This window comes from Streptomyces sp. yr375 (genome assembly GCF_900110755.1).
Lineage (GTDB): Bacteria > Actinomycetota > Actinomycetes > Streptomycetales > Streptomycetaceae > Streptomyces.
In genome coordinates, this window is record NZ_FOFF01000112.1 from 1 (window position 1) to 2,009 (window position 2,009).

At 71.6% G+C, this 2,009-nt stretch carries 2 protein-coding genes; both read left to right on the top strand.

Annotated features, from left to right (window positions below; translation table 11 throughout):
- The first annotated feature begins 115 nt into the window (after positions 1 to 115).
- Entirely contained in the window at positions 116 to 1,645 is a 1,530-nt protein-coding gene (gene araA / locus BMZ82_RS39035) for an L-arabinose isomerase (RefSeq protein ID WP_093782113.1), read from the top strand.
- Between the two features lie 32 nt (positions 1,646 to 1,677).
- Positions 1,678 to 2,009, top strand: a 332-nt coding sequence (locus tag BMZ82_RS39040) for a class II aldolase/adducin family protein (RefSeq protein ID WP_177244884.1), incomplete at its 3' end; no start/stop codon positions are given.

The window sequence follows — 2,009 nt, forward strand, 5'->3', positions numbered from 1 at the left end:
CGGCGCCAACGACGTCATGCACCGCCTGCGCCGCCTGCGCGCCGAAGCGTCCGCCTGAGCGGCCCCCACCCCTTCCCACCCCCGGCTCGCGCCGCTCGACCCGAAAGGCCCCGTCATGACGACACCCGCCCCGACACCCGCCTCGTCCTATGCCGGCCAGGAGATCTGGTTTCTCACCGGCAGCCAGGGAATGTACGGCGAGGACACCCTGCGCCAGGTCGCCCACCAGTCCCGGCAGATCGCCGAGATCCTCGACGCCTCCCCCGGGATCCCGCTGCGCATCGTGTGGAAGCCGGTCCTCACCGACGCGGAGTCGATCCGGCGGCTGTGCCTGGAGGCCAACGCCTCCGACGCGTGCGTGGGCGTGATGACGTGGATGCACACCTTCTCACCGGCGAAGATGTGGATCGCCGGACTCAGCGCGCTGGACCGGCCGGTGCTCCACCTGCACACCCAGTACAACCTGTCGCTGCCCTGGTCGTCCATCGACATGGACTTCATGAACCTCAACCAGGCCGCCCACGGCGACCGCGAGTTCGCGCACATCGAGGCCCGCCTCGGCGTCACCCGCAAGATCGTCGCCGGCCACGCCACCGACCCCCGGGTCGTGGGCCGCGTCGCCGCCTGGTCCAGGGCCGCCGCCGGCCGCCAGACGGCACGCACCCTGCGCCTGGCCCGCTTCGGCGACAACATGCGCGACGTCGCCGTGACCGAGGGCGACAAGGTCGAGGCACAGATGCGGTTCGGCTACTCGGTGAACACCTACGCCGTCAACGACCTGGTCGCCGTCGTCGACGCCGTCGCGGACAAGGACGCGGCCGAACTCGCCGCCGAGTACACCGAGTCCTACGACATCGTCCCGGCCCTGCGCCCCGGCGGCATCCGCCACGACTCCCTCCTGTACGCGGCCCGCCAGGAACTGGGCCTGCGCGCCTTCCTCACCGACGGCGGCTTCACCGCCTTCACCACCAACTTCGAGGACCTGGGCGGGCTGCGCCAGCTCCCCGGCCTGGCCGTCCAGCGGCTGATGGCCGACGGTTACGGATTCGGCGGCGAAGGCGACTGGAAGACGTCCGCGCTGCTGCGCACGATGAAGGTCATGGGCCAGGGACAGCCCGGCGGCACCAGCTTCATGGAGGACTACACCTACCACCTCGGCCCGGGCACCCCCCGCATCCTCGGCGCCCACATGCTGGAGGTCTGCCCCTCCATCGCCGCCGCCCGCCCCCAATGCGAGGTCCACCCGCTGTCCATCGGCGGCCGCGAGGACCCCGTCCGCCTCGTCTTCGACGCCGCCCCCGGCCCCGCCCTCGTCGTCGGCCTCGCCGACCTCGGCGACCGCTTCCGCCTCACCGCCAACACCGTCGACGTCGTCGCCCCCAGCGAACCGCTGCGCCGCCTGCCCGTCGCCCGCGCCGTGTGGGAGCCACGCCCCTCGCTCGCCGAGTCGGCCGAGGGCTGGCTCCTGGCCGGCGCCCCGCACCACACCGTCCTCAGCTCCGCCGTGGACACCGAGACACTGACCGACTTCGCGGCGATGACCGGCGTCGAACTCCTCACCATCGACGAGAACACCACCTCCGGACAACTCGCCAAGGAAATCCGCTGGAACGCCGCCTACCACCGCCTCGCCCAGGCGCTGTGACACCCACCACCAGCACTCAAGGGAGACAACCGATGACCGTCACCGTCCGCGACGGCCTGCGGGAAGAGGTCCTCAACGCCAACCTGACCATCCCCCAGGTCGGCCTCGCCACCCTGACCTGGGGCAACGTCAGCGGCATCGACCGGGAGGCCGGCGTCTTCGTCATCAAGCCCTCCGGCATCCCCTACGAGGACCTCGCCCTCGAACACCTGGTGACGGTGCGGCTGTCCGACGGCGCCGTCGTCGACGGCGACCTGCGCCCCTCCACCGACACCGAGACCCACCGCTGCCTCTACCTCGCCTTCCCCTCCATCGGCGGCGTCACCCACACCCACTCCACCCACGCCGTGGCCTTCGCCCAGGC